Origin of the sequence: Winslowiella toletana (genome assembly GCF_017875465.1) — a bacterium.
GTDB classification, from domain to species: Bacteria; Pseudomonadota; Gammaproteobacteria; order Enterobacterales; family Enterobacteriaceae; genus Erwinia; species Erwinia toletana.
In genome coordinates this window covers 34,578-52,851 of the sequence record NZ_JAGGMQ010000001.1, presented here as the reverse complement: position 1 = coordinate 52,851, position 18,274 = coordinate 34,578, and the positions used below count along the sequence as shown (strand labels likewise).

Genomic DNA, 18,274 nt, shown 5'->3' with positions numbered 1-18,274 from the left:
CAACATCCTGCCGGAATAATCTGTTGAGAATATCAGTGCCTGGAAGAACCGTTATTTCCGACTATCTTTATTACTGCACAACGGAGCTTTGTGCAGAAAGGATATCAATAATCTTCAGGGACGATGACATTGAACGAAATCAATCAACAGCCAGATCACACCGCTTTCTATGCTTCGGCAGCAGCACCGGAAATGACCCCGGCCAGCAGTAACTCCCATCCCGGATTATTAAAACGCGTGGTTAATACCGCCTGCCAGCTTTTTGCGGCGCCGATCCCCGACCAGGAGCAGGCCTGGCGGCAGGCTTGCGAACTCTCGTTTACTCAGTGTCAGACCGCCGGAGAATTTGTCCGCTCGCTGCGTCAGCGGCTGGGTGACGCCAGTGCCCGGCATTTAATGCAGCCTGGCGCACAGCATCCGGTACAACCTGGGCACTGGTTGCCAGCGATGATTGAGCCGGTGCTGAACGGCGAGCAGCTGCGGCAGCTGGCCAGTTATGCGCTAAATCTTCCACAGCTGAATCTTGCATGGATCGAACGCAACCGATCGGAACTGTATAACCTGTTGGTTGATGAAATCTGCCAGGCGAGAGCGAAACGACAGACAGACATCAGCGCTGTGCTGTTGCCACAATTATTGCGCTTGCCCGCTGTGCTCAATTCTCTCACTCGCCTGCACCCATTGCTGCCGGTGGCGCTGTGGGCCACGCAATTGTTGTGGCAAATCCAGCAGCAGGGCGTACTCAATGCGCTGAGCAGTGAACTGAAAATACAGCTTCATCACTGGCTGATGCGGCTGGATGGCGCTCAGCCAGCAACCGAATTCTCACGCAGCGCGCTAAGTGATAAACAGCTATGGGGCATGGTGAATAGCTGGCTGGAAAAATCTCTGCCGCTGAGCGGCAAAAAAACCGAATCTGTCGCGCCGCAGCCTGAGACTGCTTCTTTGTTAGCGGTGATGGCTGCGCATCAATGGCAGGTGAATAGCGCAATAAATATGGCGGCGCAGCAAAATCACGCGTTGCTGGTGCAGATTGAACATTGCTATGAGCTGCTGAAACCAGAGACGTGGCCAGTCAATATTGCGGTGGGTTGCGCCGCTCAGCTCGGCACGCCGTCGCTGAACACCACTGGCGGGCAGGGGGCGCAGCTGTCACGTTCACTGGTGCTGGGAGAACGCGGAGAGATGTACACGCGTTTGCAACTGGAGAGTGGAGACACACCGATGATATTGCAGGGGGTAACCCTCCCGGCGCAGGTGCGTCCGCTGGCGTTGCAGTTATTAGCCGGTCCAGACGACATGGTAACCATGCTGGCAACGGATGCTGTCGCACGTGGTGACGATGAACTGGCGGCGCTGGTGATCAAAGGAGGGCAGCAACAGCTGGCGCAAACCGAACCTGTGACGGCAAAATTGCAGGCCGTGACCAATATTTTGCCGCCAGCAGTATCGGGATGGGGCCATCAGCTCACCTCCACGCTCTCAGTTTTGGCGACATGGCTGTTAACGCCCGGCAACACCGGTAGTGCATCGGCATGGCCACTGCCCGGACTGTCAGCAACAGAATTAAACGCCACGTCCTCCCTGTGGCCAGCTGAAGTCGCGAATAGCAGTACCGAACAGATCAACGTTGACGACTTTATGGCATCGCTGCGCTTTAAGTATCCTGAACAGATTGAACGCTATCCGAATGTCATCATTTCACAAGTACACCGGCGACCCATCCGTGAGGTGCTGGACAGGGAGGTGCCGCTGGAGCAGGCACTACAGTTAATAGATGAAGCCGAACTGGATAATCCGCAACTGCTACTTAATTTTCATCCGGGCTGGAGTAAACACTTAGCGGATGATGTTCATCATCATCTGAGTGGTAATGCCTGGCCAGCCTATAATGCTTCAGCGCCAATGGAGTGGAACACCCCGCAAAATCAATGGGCTGCATGGCAGTTAGGCGTGGGGCTGGGGCGCTTAAGCATGGAAAAAATGGCCGAAATTACCCAGCGGCTGAAATCGCCAGTCTGGGATGCCCGGACCTGGATCAGCAATAAAATTAGCACGATTGTCACCCTGTATGGCGCGGATCCGAACCAGCTGAAAGCTGACACGAAAGTCAAAATTTATCTGCGTATGCCATCGACCCTTAGCCGACAGCATATCCCGATCAATGCCACTTATGATGGTACGCTGCAACCGCTGTTAAACGAGGAGGGGGGCGACTGGACGTTGCAGGATATTTTTACCGATGCTTATAAGCGTGGCCCGGTGCGCCCCGAAAGTATGCTGATTGAATTTCCAGCTGGCGTCGATGACGCGCTGAAAAAAGAGATACTGGATATCAATTTGCAGTCCATGTTTATGCAGGAACTACAGCAGACGTTTGCCGATAATGACATCAGAAAAGGCATGCTGAGTTTATATGAGACTCTGTTTAATAATGCCCTCGAACATGTCTGGCAGCAGCAGAGAGCGAATAAAATCCCTTTTACCGCTGCTGCGATCCATGACGCCATCAAAAAGGGTGAGTTTTATCAGCTAAGCTGGTTTGGTTATCCCTTACATAATATGGTGTATATCGGGGTTGAAAAAAACGGCAGCGATAACGGAATTATTATCTCATTATGGGATAACCGCATCTTCCCGGTGAAAATTGATCGATTATCTGCAATTTCGTTTTATGACAAGAAACAAGCGCAGGCGCTACTGGCGCTACTGGAGAAAAGTCTGCCCATCGCGGGCAGGGAAAAGGCGCATAATAAATCAGGCATCTACGACAACACTATCATTATTAATACATCCGGTCGTTATCAGGTAGAGTTTCATGGCAAAGCGTTTATCAGAAAAACATGGTTAGAAGCCAGTGAAGATAAATGCATTCTCAAACTGCTAAAAACGTCATGGCTGGAGAAAGATCTGCTGCTTAATTTAGCCGCAGGATTAAAAAAGGATATGAATTTTCTTGTCTTAACCGATCAAGAGCATCGCATCAATACCTTAATTGAAACTTTCGATACAATTGGCATGTTAATCAGTTTCTTCTCGATTCCGGTAGCAATTACCTCGGCCAGCGGTGGGGTTGGCACCGCGTCGAAATTGCTGGCGGAAATCTCCAGCTGGCGCAGTAGCGCGGTGTTAAATACGGCGTTTACGATTTTTCCCCGCCTGTTTCAGTGGCGTATTGCTGACCGACCACAGGAACAGCATAAAGCGCTGATGCAGGCTTTACTCAGCATCGCAGCTGAAGGGGTAAGTTACCTGCTTAACCAGCACGGTGCGAGGATGATTATGGGTATGGTGCATCAGGGAAAAAAGGCGGTCTCGATTCCCTATCATCAGCTGCCAGGCAGTTTCACCATTAAAATCGAAGATTACGCGAAGCGTTTTTTCGCCGCATATAAAAATATTTTAATGCGCACGATTGATTTTCCAGAGGTGACACCTGCGGTAGGCGATGCTTATGAACTGCCCTTTATCGATAGCAAAGCACCAGCTCCGGTGGAGCTGATCAAAGATGAGATTGAAAAGTTCCCGGACTATTTAAAATCGCAGATCACAGAAAACAAAGAACTGGTTTCACTCTTCAGCAACCGGGACAAAATCCTGGAACATCTGCGTAATTACTTTACCAGCAAGGGGCGTCGTACGGAAATTGGCACACTGTTAAGCTGGGGTAATTACCTTGACAAGAAACCCAGTGCACACAATTTTATCCGTATCATATCGCCGGACCCGGATATCGATTCGGTTTATACGGCAACCGAAAATATATGTCTGGATTCGCATGCCACACCGGAGCGGATTGAACATGTGATTACCAATGAAGAAACATGGCTGAATTCATTGCAAATAGCGCCTCGCTTTCACAATAAAGCCGTCGGCATAAAATGGTTTGATAATATGGAGCAGGCGAAAAACTGGTATCACTCATTTATTGGCGGCCGCGGTGGCAGCATTAAAATGCTCAGACGCAGTCTGCGGGTTCGCCCTGCCTGGTATCACCGGGCGATTACCGCAGATGTATTAAAAGATCTCGACCGCCGCCAGTCAAAAGTATTGCAAGATATCTATGCCTTACAAACCGAAGAATCTCTTGAGGATGTAAAGATCCTTAAACTGGACAGCTTAAGCCTTAACCTCAGTTATCTTTATACTACGGGTTCCATCGCCGGAGTGGATCTGCTCGCAGAAGAGTTCGATCTGCTGGTGCGACAAAATATCAGCAGGGTCGCGACCCCTTTTCCGGACAGTAATATCAGGATGGTTGCCACTGAACTCATGGGGGTGAGCAGTGACGATAAAGGCAATGTCACCGTAACCAATTATGCCGCGCCGCGTGATGTGCTGCTAAATGATCGGGTACAAAGCTGGTTGCCAGACAATATCACCGCCGCCGTCAGGCAATCTGTCAGCAGTATTCTCTATAATCCGGCAATAGATCAGCAGCTGCTGCGACAAAAGCGCCATGCGAACAATACGCTGATACAAAAACGCATTGAACGGCTGGATCAAAACAGGCGATGGCTGAATCAAAGCAGCGAAGGCGCACGCGTGCCGCTGCTGCTGGGAATTGATATCCGTAAGCTTGGCGATAACGCCAGCGGGACAGACAACCTGTTGCCCGCGACTTTCCCGGCTGATGCTATCGCCATGGTCATCACCCCGGCCAGCCAGAACGACACGGTGACGGATATTATGCAATCAATCCGCGCCAGGCCGCTGGTGGTAACGCCGCTGTTAATTCAGAACAAACCGGAGTGGCGAAAAACCCTCGACCTGGCCTATCAGTACGCGTTATTTCCTGCGCAGGCCAATGCGCGCCTGTCATTAAATAATGATACGGAGAAATTCTGGTTACCGATTATTGAGCTGCAACTGACTCATGAGCTGATTAACTTTTCCGCCGCGCAGCAGTTAAGGGACGAAACCCGCAGCGATAATTATCACTGTTTTATTGGTGAGGGGGCATCACGTATTGAGGATGCGGCGCAACTGAAGCGTATGCAGCCAGGCGCGCGATTGATACTGCTGGACCAGACTGCCGGGCCGGGCAAACCGCCAATGTCACATGCATTGATGCAGCTGGAAGAGGGGCAGGCGATTGGCGCGAATAATCAGCTAATCGGTGGCGGAAAAGGCTGGGAGATTGTCTGGCTGGAAACCGCGAACTGGGTCAATGACGAAACTTATGGTTTTGTACTCGCTTACGATCATCATCTATACAGCCTGCATATACAGACTTCGCCACATATACCGCCGGTGATGCCGGTGAGGGCGCCAGAATTACATAAAGATGCGGTAAAAGTCATTACGCTGGCGGAGCAGTATATATCGCAACCTGGCGCGATGATTGGCATCAACTCTTCATGGGAGGAGGTGCTGATGCTCTACTCACATGCCGGAATGCTGAATCGCGAAAATGTTAACCGCCTGCGAAAAGAGACGCGTGAAGACCATTTTAGGCTATATATGGCCACCGGTTCTCAGCTGGTGCGCAGCAAACAGGAATTATTAAATGCGCCGCCAGGTTCACGTCTGATATTTATGGAAAAATCAGACGCAGCGGATGATCAATTCTTTATGCGCCATGTCATGGTGGTGTCCAGCTGGGGTTCAGCCATTGGCGTCAGAAATCAACCGGTTGGCGGCAGTGAAGCATGGCAAAAAATAGCCTTAAATACGCTCAATGTCCTGAGTGATACTCGCCATGGTCTGGTGATCACGCAGGGGGAAAATAAGTTGTTGTGCGTTATCTCGCCACCTTTAACGGATGGCTTATTTAGCTGACTGCACCGGGAACCCTATATTTCACTGTACCGATTAGTCCTGAACAACTTGTTTTATGTCGGCGCTGGCGTCAGGTGAAACGGAATATTCAGAGTTACAGAACCATAATGTTGCGGCTGACCGGGCCGGGGCGGGATAAGTGCGCTCAACTTCCGGCCAGCCAGCAGGCGGCAACAGAATAATATTTTTTACTTTTTTCGCATCACCCGGTTTGGCAGAAAAAATGGATTTTATCTTAAAAATCAGTATCTCATTTAATGCGGCCTGACTCTGGATTACGCTAAATATGCATTTAACGCATCAAATAATCAGGGGTTCAGACCATGACAGTCATTAACCAAGCAACATGCAGACTTTTCACCGAAGCCGGACATACCACTCAACTTGCTGCCTACTATGAGGAGGAACGGCGCACAATGTGGATGCTGTTACGGGCGGAGCCACGACCATGTTTTAATCATGCGCTTATTGAAGAGATTATGAATCTGAGTTATGCCGCACAGCGTTCCGGTTTACAGATTGATTTTTGGGTCACCGGTTCACTGGTGCCATCAATGTTCAATGCGGGAGGCGATTTAAGCTTCTTTGTCGAAACGATAAAGAACGGACGGCGCGAAGCGTTGCGTTCTTATGCCCGCGCCTGCGTAGACTGCATTCATGCCGCCGCTAAGGGGTTTGATACCGGTGCGGTAACCATGGCGATGATTGAAGGCAGCGCCCTCGGCGGTGGTTTTGAAGCCGCGCTGGCTCACCATTTTATCCTTGCGCAAAATAATGCGCGTATGGGTTTTCCGGAAATTGCCTTTAATTTATTTCCGGGGATGGGGGGCTATTCGCTGGTGGCGCGTCGTTCGGGGATGAAACTGGCGGAGGAGTTGATTTGCGAAGGGGAGTCGCATACTGCCGAATGGTTTGAACAGCGCGGTCTGGTGGATCGTCTGTTCCAGCCAGGGGATGCCTATCGCGCCACCCGTACCCTGATTGATACGCTGAAACCGAAACTTAATGGGATCAGAGCGATGCTGAAAGCGCGTCAGCGGGTATTACAGCTGACGCGAGCTGAACTGATGGATATCACTGAGGACTGGGTCGACTTTGCCTTTACCCTCGAGCCGAAAGACCTGGCATATATGGAGCGGCTGGTACAGCTGCAAAATCGTCACAGCTCGCAGTTGCGTAAAGCAGGCTAACTATTTTTTAACCTTGTAATGGGCAAACCAGTGCTCGAATTCGCTTACGGGCATTGGTTTCGCATAGTAGTAGCCCTGACGCAGGTCGACACCGCTGGTAATCACAAATTTCTCTTCGGCTGCAGTTTCAATACCCTCCGCAATTACCCGCAAATCCAGTGCTTTCGCCACCGCGACAATCGCGCGCACCAGCGACTGAGAAACCGCCTGATTATTGACGCCACGGACAAAACTCTGGTCGAGCTTGATGGCATTAATGGGTACCCGCGCCAGCTGTGACAGCGAAGAGTAGCCGGTGCCGAAATCATCCAGATGCACTTCTGCCCCCAGATCCTGAAACTGCTGCATCAGATTCAGCGCCTGCTGCTCATTTTCGATCAGGCAACTCTCGGTCAGTTCAATATCGATCGGGCAGCCGGTTATATTGCTATCCAGCAGCGCCTGACGCAGGTCGCAGTAGATACTCTGATCGATAAGCTGCCGCGCAGAGACATTCACCGCGACGCGTAAATCGATGCCCTGTTTACGCCAGGCGACAATCTGCGCCACCACCGTCAGCATCACCCAGCGTCCCAGCGGGACAATCAGTCCTGACTCTTCGGCATAGGAGATAAAATCACCTGGCGGCACCAGCCCGCGTTCCGGGGATTGCCAGCGCACCAGTGCTTCGGCACTGCGAACTTTGCCGTCTTTAGCAATTTTCGGCTGATAGTGAACCACCAGCTGCTGATGTTCCAGCGCCTTACGCAGGTTGGTATCCAGCCAGACATATTCAAAAACCCGCTGATTCATCTCGGCGGAGAAAATACAGAACTTACCGCGCCCGGACTCCTTTGCCGTATACATCGCAGTATCGGCATTACGCAGCAGACTCTCGCGGTCTTCGCCATGCTGCGGCGCGATAGCGATGCCGATCGAACAGCCGGTATAGACCTCAATCAGACCAACGCGGAATGGCTGGCGCAGACGTTCAAGAATGCGTGTGGACATCGCTTCCAGCGCCTGCTGGCTGGTATTCTGCGCCTGCACAATAAACTCATCACCGCCGAGGCGGGCGAGGGTTTGATCTTTCTCCAGACAGCTAAGAATGGCCAGTGATACCGCCTGCAGCAGCTGGTCGCCAAACATATGACCGTAAGCATCATTAACCTTTTTAAAATTATCGAGGTCGAGATAGACCACGCCAAGCTGGCTCTCTTTGCGCTGCTCAAGCGACTGACTAATCAGCTGGTTGATGGCGTTGCGGTTCGGCAGCCCGGTAATGGTATCGGTGTTGGCGAGGATACGCAGACGCTCCTGTGCGCGTCGCTCTTCAGTGATATCAGTACCGGAACAGATCAGGAATATTTCGTTTTTGCCGCTGCCGCTATGGACAAATTTATTGCGGAACAGAAACAGCCGCTGCCCTTTTTTGGTTTTGATCCAGCGCTCAACTTCATACGAGCTGCCATTGCGGAAAAAACCGCTGATATTGCGACGTGAAGCGATCGCCTCCTGTTTAGTCATAAACAGCTGGAACACATTGCGGCCAATCACTTCCTGCTCTTTCAGGCCCGTATACTCTTCACTTAAACGGTTAAAACGCTGAATGTTGCCCTGCTGGTCAAGGATCACAATCACCGAATTCGCTTCGGAAACCACTTGTTCGGCAAAGGAGAGGCCCAGCGTTAAATCGCGTGCGACCGATGAAGTATCGCCCCAGGCCGATGCGGTGCCAGCCCAGGTGGACTGGTTCACTTTACGACCCACCAGATGCATCGCCACCGTTGTGCCGCGCAGTGACACCGTAAGATTCACGCTGGAGGTAATCACTGTCATGCAACGTATCAGGCTGACCTGTGATGGCGTCAGTGGAACGGCAAGATTGATTTCAGCATTTTCGTCTTCGGCAAAGTTAAGTGCATCACTATCAGCAGAGAGATGCCAGTGAGGGCTGGAGGTACCAAAAAAGGTATAGAGCAACGTTTGCCCTTGTTCATCGGTCATTAAAAACGTCCTCCTGTGGAATGCTCTGCAGGCAGTATCTTCTTATTTTAGCAACAGTATTCGGCAATATGCATAAGCACAAGCTGCAAACGAGATATATTTTTTTGATGTGCAAATTAACCTGGCTGCAATCGGCTGCAGCCAGGCTGAAAGTGGGTAAAAAAAAGAGAGGGCAGCAGGATAAAAGCGGTGAGCATAAGCTGCGCTGTTGTATCTCACCGCCTTTAACTGAACGGTTATTTACCCATGGCTAACAGGGGCATTTCCCCATTTTGCCGCCTTTCGAGGGGTAGCGAGCCTCCAGGCAGTAGCGATGAAATTCACGTTCACTCATCGCGACTGTTAAAGGATGCTGCGCCTGCATATGGCGCAGATAGTTCTGATAATCCTGCACGCCCACCATCAGGCGAAAACTTTGCGCCAGCCGTTTGCAAATCAGCCGCAGCGATAGCGGCTCCGCTGGCTGTTCTGCACTCCATAGCGGGTGGCAGCGCTTCAGTTGTGGCACGTTGGTCAGTGGCCGGCGTGCATGGATGGCATCAGGCATGGCGGGCCTCCTTACGCAGTGAAACTTCAGTTTCATGGGTGGTGGGTGTATGACTTCTCAGCGCACGGCGGATGACAAACAACGCGGACACCAGCATGGTAACGGCGACCAGCATAAAGAAGCCGCACAGGACGGCGTTAATCTGGTTGCTCAGCACAATGGTCTGCATATCAGCGATAGTTTTTGCCGGCGCGATCACCACACCTTCATTAATTCCTTTCGAAAACTTATTCGCCTGAGCAAGAAAACCAATTGCCGGTTTCTCATGGAAAATTTTCTGCCAGCCTGCGGTCATTGAGGTAATAAACAGCCAGATGGTGGGCACAATGGTAACCCAGACATAACGCTGTTTTTTCATTTTAAACAGCACCACCGTTCCGAGGATCAGCGCCATCGAGGCCAGCATCTGGTTACCAATGCCAAATAGCGGCCACAGGGTATTAATGCCGCCCAGCGGGTCGATCACCCCCTGGTAGACAAAGAATCCCCACGCGGCGACTGCAACGGAAGTACCGGCCATATTGCCCAGCCATGAGCGGTTATTCGCCAGCGATGGCACCACCGTGCCGACCAGATCCTGCACCATAAAACGGCAGGCGCGGGTACCGGCGTCAACGGCGGTAAGAATAAACAGCGCTTCAAACAAAATGGCAAAGTGATACCAGAAGGCCATCATCGCCCGGCTGTTAAATACTTCGGTAATAATATGCGCCATGCCAACCGCAAAGGTTGGCGCGCCACCGGCACGTGACAGCACCGAGTGCTCGCCCACATCGCGCGCTACGGCGGCCAGCATCTCTGGTGTCACCACAAAGCCCCAGCTGTTAATCATCTGCGAGGCGCTCTCCACGGTGGTGCCAATCAGCGCCGCCGGTGAGTTCATGGCGAAATAGATCCCCGGCTCAATCACCGACGCGCAGATCAGCGCCATTATCGCCACAAACGACTCCATCAGCATCGCGCCGTAGCCAATAAAGCGAATATGGCTTTCGCGCTCCACTAATTTGGGGGTGGTGCCGCTGGAGACCAGCGCATGGAAGCCGGAGATGGCGCCACAGGCGATGGTGATAAACAGGAAAGGAAACAGTGCGCCGGCGAACACCGGACCGCTACCGTCGATAAAGCGCGATACCGCTGGCATCTTCATTTCCGGCATGGCGAACACAATGCCGATGGCGAGGCCGATAATCACGCCGATTTTCAGGAAGGTGGAGAGGTAGTCACGCGGCGCCAGCAGCAGCCATACCGGCAATACCGAGGCGACAAAACCGTAAATCACCAGCACCCAGGTCAGCGAGGTGCCTTTCAGGGTAAAGAAAGGGCCCCAGTACGGGTGCTGGGCGATATCGCCGCCATAGATAATTGCCGCCATCATCAGCACAAAGCCGATAATCGACACTTCCGCAATTTTTCCCGGCCGCAGGAAGCGCATATAGACGCCCATAAACAGCGCGATTGGAATGGTCGCGGCAATGGTAAACAGGCCCCACGGGCTGTCGGCCAGCGCTTTAACCACCACCAGCGCCAGCGCTGACAGAATAATAATCATCACGCCCAGCGCACCGAGCATGGTGACCACCCCGGCAAACGCGCCCAGCTCCTGTCTTGCCATCTCGCCCAGTGAGCGACCATCACGCCGGGTGGATATAAACAGGATCAGGAAATCCTGCACCGCGCCCGCCAGCATGACGCCAACCAGAATCCAGATCGTACCCGGCAAAAAGCCCATCTGTGCGGCAAGGATCGGACCGACCAGCGGCCCGGCGCCAGCGATAGCGGCAAAGTGGTGACCGAACAGCACCCATTTATTGGTCGGCACATAGTCCAGCCCGTCATTATGGCGTTCGGCAGGGGTAAGGCGACGGTCATCCAGTTCGAAAATATTGCGGGCGATAAACAGGCTGTAGAAACGGTATGCGATGCTGTAACAGGCGACCGCAGCCACCACCAGCCAGACGGCATTGACATGTTCGCCGCGACTCAGCGCCAGCATGCCGAAGGCAAAAGCACCGATTAACGCCACCACTAACCAGATAACCCCGGTCTTGACGTTTTTCATCACAGAACTCCTTGTTGGTCCAGAGGGAAGGCTCAGGGTGAGCAACAAGTTAAAAGTAATGTAATTGTTTGTTTAAGAAAGTTAAGCGCAGGGAAAATGTGAAGTCTCAGGCGTTTTTAATGGTTTCATCAGGGAGGGGGAAATAAAACTGCGGGATAACAGGCGTTATCCCGCGATAGTCATACTTATGCGACCGGACGTGCAACCACACTACGGGTTTCCATACGCACTTCAGCGATGGTGACATCAATCACATCAGTAACGCGATAAACCACTTCGCCTTTAATCTGCACGGTGCCGCTTTCCTGGCTGCAGACCATTTCGTCACGCACTGCATGCAGGAATGGCGCAGGTATAAAGGCTACTGCGCCGATATCCAGCAGGCGTACACGCATACCGCCGCGTGAGATATCGATAATCTCAGCGCTGAAGCGGGTATCGGTACCGGCAGATTTTTGCAGGTAGCGCGAGTAGAGCCAGTCACCGACATCACGTTCAGCCATACGGTTAAGGCGACGACGTTCACCCATTTTCACCGTCAGCTCATCCACCGGACGATCGGTGGTTTCACCTTTGATGATCGCTTTCAGCAGGCGATGGTTAATCATATCGCCGTACTTACGAATCGGTGAAGTCCAGGTGGCGTATGCTTCCAGACCCAGACCAAAGTGCGGGCCAGGTTCGGTGCTGATTTCTGCGAAGGACTGGAAACGACGGATACGGCTGTCAAGGAACTGAGTCGGATGGGAATCCAGCTCACGACGCAACGCACGGAAACCTTCCAGGCTGATAATCGCCGTTGGATCGACGGTCACGCCGTTGGCAGCCAGAATCGCTGCTGCCTGCTCGGCATTGGTGCTGTCAAAGCCCAGATGGACGTTATAGACGCCAAAGCCCAGTTTCTCGCGCAGCACAATCGCCGCACAGATATTGGCAGTGATCATCGCTTCTTCGACAATGCGATTGGCAATGCGGCGCGGCTCGGCAACGATATCCAGCACTTCGCCTTTTTCACCCAGCAGGAAGCGGTAATCAGGACGGTCTTTAAATACCAGCGCATGGTTCTGACGCCATTCGCTACGCGCCAGACACAGACGATGCAGCAGACGGATCTGACTGGCAATCGCCCCGGACTCCGGCTGCCATTCGCCACTGTTCTCCAGCCAGTCAGAGACATTGTCATAAACCAGTTTGGCTTTTGACTCGATCCATGCGGCGAAGAAGTGAATATCGTCAGACAGGGTGCCGTCGGCAGCTACCGTCACGCGGCAGGCGAGCACCGGACGACGCACCATTGGGCGCAGCGAGCAGGTGTCATCCGACAGCTGACGTGGCAGCATCGGGATATTAAAGCCCGGCAGATAATTGGTGAAAGCACGCTCAGCGGCGATCTTATCCAGCTCGCTACCTACCGGCACATAAGCGGTAGGATCCGCGATGGCGATGGTCAGCAGCAGCGAGCCGTCGGCGTTCTCTGCAACATAGAGCGCATCATCCATATCTTCGGTGCTGGCGCTGTCGATAGTGACAAACTCCAGCGCGGTCAGATCTTCGCGCGCCAGCTGCTCGTCGAGCATCTCGGTTGGTGCAGCCACTTCCGGCGCTTCGCGTTCCAGATTATGGCGTGACAACGTGACCCACCACGGTGCCAGATGGTCATCCGCAGTGGTAATAAAATGGGTTAATTCGGCGTAAAAACCGCGATCGCCTTTCAGCGGATGGCGTTTCATTTCCGCTACTGCCCAGTCACCGGCCTGAAAATCGTGCTCAACGCGACGATCTGCACGGCATTGAATGGCATCTTTTAACAGCGGATGATCGGGAACAATGGATAAACGATCGTCTTTCTTCTGTACACGTCCAACAAAACGCGTCAGGAAAGGCTCAACCAGTTTTTCCGGCTCGGCAATTTCACGCTCTTTATCGGTCTGCACCACGGCAATCACCCGATCGCCATGCATCACTTTTTTCATCTGCGGCGGCGGGATGAAATAGCTTTTCTGTGCATCGACTTCTAAAAAGCCGAATCCTTTTTCAGTGCCTTTTACCACACCCTCAACACGCGGGGTCTGGGAGTGGAGCTTCTGTTTCAGCTGCGCGAGCAGCGGGTTATCCTGGAACATAATAAGTTATTTTCGTGGCCTAAGAGCGGCTGACAGTTTTACGCGATTAACCGTCTGCGGGCAAGGGTGAATTGCGGTTTTCAGCGCAGGCCTGGCTGGCCAGACCTGCGGCAGAAGTAACGGTAATGCGGGTCAGGCAATACGCTGACTGACAACCACTGGCGATAAAGATATTTTTACCGGCACTGATTTTGAGGTAGGCGTACCACTGCCGTCGCCAAAGCTGGAGAGCGGCACCAGCGGATTGGTTTCCGGATAGTAAGCGGCCAGATTGCCACGCGGAATGGCGTAAGGCACCAGCTTAAAGCCGCTGACCTTACGCGTAATGCCGTCGTTCCACAGCGTTTCGATATCCACATTTTCACCCGCCGTCAGGCCCAGCTCGGCCATATCATCCGGATGGATAAACAGCACTTCGCGCTGACCGTAAACACCACGGTAGCGATCATCAAGACCGTAGATAGTGGTGTTGTACTGATCGTGCGAACGCAGGGTTTGCAGGGTGAAAGGCACGTTCACCTCACCCAGCTGCGGGAACAGGGAATCGGGCAGGGGGGCAGCGCTAAACTGCGCCTTATTATGCAGGGTATTAAAGCGCAGTTCGGCGGCGGCGTTACCCAGATAGAAACCTCCTGGTTTTTCGCACTGCTGATTAAAGTCTTTAAAGCCCGGAATGGTGGCGGCGATATGGTCGCGGATCTTGTCGTAGTTACCCGCCAGTTCCAGCCAGTCAAGTTTCTCACTGCCCAGCACCGCGTTAGCGATACCGGCAACAATCCAGGTTTCTGAACGCTGGGTATCGGCAATCGGTTTACCCACGCCCTCCGAAGCATGCACCATGCTAAAGGAGTCTTCCACAGTAATAAACTGCGGACCGCTGGCCTGGATATCCTGCTCGGTACGGCCAATCGTTGGCAGAATCAGCGCATCATGACCCGGCACCAGATGGCTGCGGTTCAGTTTGGTGCTGATCTGCACCGTCAGCTGACAGCGGCTCAGCGCTTCTTCAGTACGCGGACTGTCCGGCGCCGCAGCGGCAAGGTTACCACCCAGCGCGATCAGGACTTTGATCTCGTCACGCAGCATCGCTTCCAGCGCTTCGACCGTGTTATGACCGATATTGCGCGGTGGTTCGAAGCCAAAATGGCTGGCCATACTGTCGAGAAACGCTTTGGTCGGCTTCTCATCAATGCCCATGGTGCGGTTGCCCTGCACATTACTGTGACCACGAACCGGGCAAAGACCCGCGCCAGGTTTGCCGAGCTGGCCAAACAGCAGCTGCAGGTTAACGATTTCACGCACCGTATCAACTGAATGCTTATGCTGGGTAATCCCCATCGCCCAGGTGCAGATCACCCGTTCGGCGCTCTGGTAGATCGCCGCAGCCTCACGGATTTGCTGCTCGCTCAGGCCAGACTGTTGTTCGATTTGCGGCCATTCGGTGGCGGCGACCTGCGCCAGGTAAGCCTCCACTCCTTCGGTATTGGCCTGAATAAAGGCGTCGTCAAACAGGCCTTTTTCGCCCGCCGCAAGCCGTGCATGATGCGTTTCCAGCAGCACTTTCACCATGCCGCGGACCGCCGCCATATCGCCGCCAAGGTTAGGCTGGTAATAGGTGGAGCTGATGGTGCCAGCTTTGGAAGTAACCACTTCCAGCGGCTTTTGTGGATCGGCAAAGCGCTCCAGTCCACGTTCGCGCAGGGTATTAAAGGTGACGATTTTCGCGCCGTGGTCTGCCGCGTGACGCAGGCTGTGCAGCATACGCGGATGGTTAGTGCCCGGGTTCTGGCCAAACACAAAAATCGCATTGGCCTGATCGAAATCATCCAGACGAATAGTGCCTTTACCGACGCCAATACTGCGTTTAAGGCCGGTGCCGCTGGCTTCATGACACATATTGGAGCAGTCCGGGAAGTTATTGGTGCCGAACATGCGGCCAAACAGCTGATACAGCCACGAAGCTTCGTTACTGGCGCGGCCGGAGGTGTAGAGTTCCAGCTGATTGACATGATCCATGGCATGCAGGTGGCGGGCGATAAGCGCAAAGGCATCGTCCCAGCTGATCGGTTCATAGTGATCGGTGGCGCGGTTGTAGCGCAGTGGCTCGGTAAGGCGTCCCTGATATTCAAGGAAGTAGTCACTCTGCTGATACAGCGCTGAAACGCTGTGCGCCGCAAAGAATTCCGCATCAATAAAGCGGCGCGTGGCTTCCCAGGTCACCGCTTTGGCGCCATTTTCACAAAAACTGAAGGTGCTTTTATTGTCATCGCCCCAGGCGCAGCCCGGGCAGTCAAAGCCTTTTGCTTTGTTCATACGCATCAGGTTGCGCATGTTTTTCAGCACTTGCTTGCTGTCGAAGACAAAACGGGTGGTGGCTTCCAGTGAACCCCAGCCGCCCGCAGCGGCCTTATAAGGCTTAATTTCTGATTTAAATTTCATAATGGATGCAGGTTTAATGTTTCTTAGTTGTTAATGAATTATTACTGCTTTAGGCGCAAAGTCTGCGACTGCACGCCAGGTTTGTCTAATTGATTGACTGAATGGTGCGATAGTTAACGTTTATCGCCAGACGGATAAAACTGTGACACTGTTCAAGTTTTGCCGTGGAATTGGGCGGTAATGCCACCCCCTTATCAATATGTTGACTAATAATTAGTCTTTAACAGGATAATACAGGGCTGGTTATGAAAGATTTTGGCAGTAAAGTTCACGCCTTCGGCAAGGCGTTGATGATGCCGATCTCGGTGATTGCCGCCGCCGGGATTTTCCTTGGCGTCGCCGCCGCACTGCAAAACCCGGCGATAACCGGTGACGCCTTTGCACAACTGCATACCCCACAACTGATTATCGGCTTTATCCGTAAGGTCGCCGGGGCGCTGTTCGCCAATCTGCCGGTGTTCTTTGCGGTCGCCAGCGCCATCGGGCTGGCGAAAGCTGAAAAGCCGACCGCTGCTTTTGCCGCGGTGATTGGTTTTATCGCCATGCATGTTGGCGTCAGCGCGACGCTGGGGGCGAAAGGGCTGACCGCTGTAACTACCACCGCCGAAGCACTGCAAAAGTCCGGTATGGACCAGACTGCGGCGATGATGACTTCCGCAGAATATATCGACATGCTCGGCATCTTTACCTACAACATGAGCGTGCTGGGCGGGGTTATCGCCGGGTTAATCACCGTGGCGATTCATAATCGCTTTTATACCCAGCAGCTGCCGACGGCGATCAGCTTTTTCGGCGGACGGCGCTTTGTGCCGATTGTCACCGTGGTGGTGCTGCCGCTGGTCGGGGTGCTGCTGGCAACCATCTGGCCAACCATTGGCGCGGGCATCGCCTGGGTTGGCGAGCTGATTGGTAAAAGCGGGCAGTATGGCGCGTTTCTGTATGGCACTTTTGAACGCCTGCTGATCCCTACCGGTCTGCACCATATTCTTAACGAGACCGTGCGCTTTACGCCGATTGGCGGCATCGCTAATGTCGATAATCAGAGTATCGTCGGCGCGCTGAATATCTTTAATGCTGCGCTGACTCATCCCGGTCTGATCCCTGATGATACTATCCGTGATGCCACGCGCTTTCTGGCACAGGGCAAAATTCCGGTAATGATGTTTGGCCTGCCTGCGGCGGCGCTGGCGATCTACCACAGTGCGCGGCCGGAACATAAGCAGCGGGTCAAGGCGCTGGTGCTGGCAGGTGCCTTAACCTCGTTTACCACCGGTATTACTGAGCCGCTGGAGTTTTGCTTTATCTTTGTTTCGCCGCTGCTGTATATCCTGCATGCGCTGCTGAGCGGGCTGTCATTTATGCTGATGTCGGTGATGCATCTGATGATCGGCAATGTACAGGGCGGCGCTATCGATCTGGTGGTGTTTGGCATACTTGGCGGCAGCAAAACCCAGTGGTGGTGGAGCATCCTGCTGGGGCTGATCTACGTGCCGGTCTATTACTACAGCTTCCGCTTTATTATTCGCCGTATGAATGTGGAAACACCGGGGCGCGAGTCTGAAGAGGTGGAAACCGCGCCTGCGGTGACGGCGGATGAGCGTACCAGAGTGATTATCAGCGGGCTGGGTGGCGAGGGCAATATTGAAGATGTCGATTGCTGCTTTACCCGCTTACGTGTGCGGGTGAAAGATATGAAAGAGGTAGTGGATCAGACGTTAATGACCACTGGCGCTAATGGCGTTAATCGGGTGAACGATCATGATATCCAGGTGATCTATGGCCCGCAGGTGGAAAAAATCGCTAATGAAGTGAAAACCGCGCTCGGTGTGGCCTGAACGGGGTTGATCGCTCAGAATGGGGGAGACGAAGACCATAGAATGAAACTCTGCCTGGTGTTGTTAAAAATTAAGGAATTCTATTTTTTTCAGATATTCCATATACCTCGATATATTATTCTTTAACTCTGCTTTTTGCCGGGCATCCGGCTTAGCACGGTCGAGTTCGTATTGAGCGGTTACATTTTTTACCGCGATTATTCGGGTAGCCAATGCGCTAAATTTTGGATTCTCTAAGACTAATTTATATGCAGCCTGGCTACTGTTAAACAGTACTGCTCGTGAGAGATTTAAGATTTGCATGGTGCTTTTCC

General features: G+C 52.9%; 9 protein-coding genes. 3 read left to right on the top strand and 6 right to left on the bottom strand.

Annotated elements, in window-relative coordinates; translation table 11 throughout:
- The first annotated feature begins 129 nt into the window (after positions 1-129).
- Entirely contained in the window at positions 130-5,781 is a 5,652-nt protein-coding gene (locus J2125_RS00195) for a hypothetical protein (RefSeq protein ID WP_157819429.1), read from the top strand.
- 323 nt (positions 5,782-6,104) lie between these two features.
- Positions 6,105-6,971 (top strand): crotonase/enoyl-CoA hydratase family protein, encoded by an 867-nt coding sequence (locus J2125_RS00190; protein WP_026111544.1) that lies wholly within the window; start codon positions 6,105-6,107, stop codon positions 6,969-6,971.
- Here J2125_RS00190 and pdeR read toward each other — a convergent pair whose 3' ends face one another.
- The 5 genes from pdeR to J2125_RS00165 all read right to left on the bottom strand — a co-directional run bounded on the left by pdeR (position 6,972) and on the right by J2125_RS00165 (position 16,125).
- On the bottom strand, positions 6,972-8,957 hold the full coding sequence (pdeR, locus tag J2125_RS00185) for a cyclic di-GMP phosphodiesterase (protein WP_017799916.1): 1,986 nt from the start codon (positions 8,955-8,957) through the stop codon (positions 6,972-6,974). It lies immediately after the preceding gene.
- A gap of 250 nt (positions 8,958-9,207) precedes the next feature.
- Positions 9,208-9,504, bottom strand: a complete 297-nt coding sequence (locus J2125_RS00180) for a YbdD/YjiX family protein (protein WP_017799918.1) — start codon at positions 9,502-9,504, stop codon at positions 9,208-9,210.
- Positions 9,497-11,563: a carbon starvation CstA family protein gene (locus J2125_RS00175; protein ID WP_017799919.1), complete on the bottom strand. Its 2,067-nt coding sequence runs from the start codon at positions 11,561-11,563 to the stop codon at positions 9,497-9,499. Before J2125_RS00175 ends, J2125_RS00180 begins: the two co-directional genes overlap by 8 nt.
- A 185-nt stretch (positions 11,564-11,748) precedes the next feature.
- A complete protein-coding gene (locus J2125_RS00170; RefSeq protein WP_017799920.1) occupies positions 11,749-13,686 on the bottom strand; it encodes an exoribonuclease II in 1,938 nt (645 codons plus the stop codon).
- Between the two features lie 132 nt (positions 13,687-13,818).
- The gene (locus J2125_RS00165) at positions 13,819-16,125 is read right to left on the bottom strand and encodes an FdhF/YdeP family oxidoreductase (protein WP_017799921.1); all 2,307 of its coding nucleotides are present in this window, start codon (positions 16,123-16,125) and stop codon (positions 13,819-13,821) included.
- A 245-nt stretch (positions 16,126-16,370) separates the two neighbouring features.
- Here J2125_RS00165 and J2125_RS00160 point away from each other — a divergent pair, with 245 nt between their 5' ends.
- A complete protein-coding gene (locus J2125_RS00160) occupies positions 16,371-17,960 on the top strand; it encodes a PTS transporter subunit EIIC (protein WP_017799922.1) in 1,590 nt (529 codons plus the stop codon).
- A gap of 63 nt (positions 17,961-18,023) precedes the next feature.
- Here the strand turns inward: J2125_RS00160 and J2125_RS00155 are convergent, their stop codons facing one another.
- Positions 18,024-18,263 (bottom strand): hypothetical protein, encoded by a 240-nt coding sequence (locus J2125_RS00155; protein ID WP_017799923.1) that lies wholly within the window; start codon positions 18,261-18,263, stop codon positions 18,024-18,026.
- Positions 18,264-18,274: the final 11 nt, after the last annotated feature.

Excerpts from the sequence above, each read along its gene's own strand:
- J2125_RS00190 (WP_026111544.1), top strand. The coding sequence starts at position 6,105 with ATGACAGTCATTAACCAAGCAACATGCAGACTTTTCACCGAAGCCGGA.
- pdeR (WP_017799916.1), bottom strand. The coding sequence starts at position 8,957 with ATGACCGATGAACAAGGGCAAACGTTGCTCTATACCTTTTTTGGTACC.
- J2125_RS00180 (WP_017799918.1), bottom strand. The coding sequence starts at position 9,504 with ATGCCTGATGCCATCCATGCACGCCGGCCACTGACCAACGTGCCACAA.
- J2125_RS00175 (WP_017799919.1), bottom strand. The coding sequence starts at position 11,563 with ATGAAAAACGTCAAGACCGGGGTTATCTGGTTAGTGGTGGCGTTAATC.
- J2125_RS00170 (WP_017799920.1), bottom strand. The coding sequence starts at position 13,686 with ATGTTCCAGGATAACCCGCTGCTCGCGCAGCTGAAACAGAAGCTCCAC.
- J2125_RS00165 (WP_017799921.1), bottom strand. The coding sequence starts at position 16,125 with ATGAAATTTAAATCAGAAATTAAGCCTTATAAGGCCGCTGCGGGCGGC.
- J2125_RS00160 (WP_017799922.1), top strand. The coding sequence starts at position 16,371 with ATGAAAGATTTTGGCAGTAAAGTTCACGCCTTCGGCAAGGCGTTGATG.
- J2125_RS00155 (WP_017799923.1), bottom strand. The coding sequence starts at position 18,263 with ATGCAAATCTTAAATCTCTCACGAGCAGTACTGTTTAACAGTAGCCAG.